Raw genomic sequence first — 249 nt, forward strand, 5'->3', positions numbered from 1 at the left:
GCGATTATTAAGCTTGAATTTCGTTAGAAATTCACTCGGTTTATTGCTTGGTAAAATCTATTTGCTTACTTATCTAGTTTTCAATGTGCAATGATGAATGTTAAATAAACATTCAAAACTGAATACAATATGTCTCCGTTATTCCATGACCTAATGGTCATTCCGTAATATCCTTAGAAAGGAGGTGATCCAGCCGCACCTTCCGATACGGCTACCTTGTTACGACTTCACCCCAATCATTTGTCCCAC

1 rRNA gene is annotated in these 249 nt (G+C 37.3%); it reads right to left on the reverse strand.

Features of this window, described 5'->3' with window-relative positions:
• Window positions 1–177 precede the first annotated feature (177 nt).
• A 16S ribosomal RNA gene (locus LQ608_RS12455) occupies window positions 178–249 on the reverse strand; the annotation flags it as partial.

The sequence above is a fragment of the Mammaliicoccus sp. H-M34 genome (genome assembly GCF_022386495.1).
GTDB classification, from domain to species: Bacteria; Bacillota; Bacilli; order Staphylococcales; family Staphylococcaceae; genus Mammaliicoccus; species Mammaliicoccus fleurettii.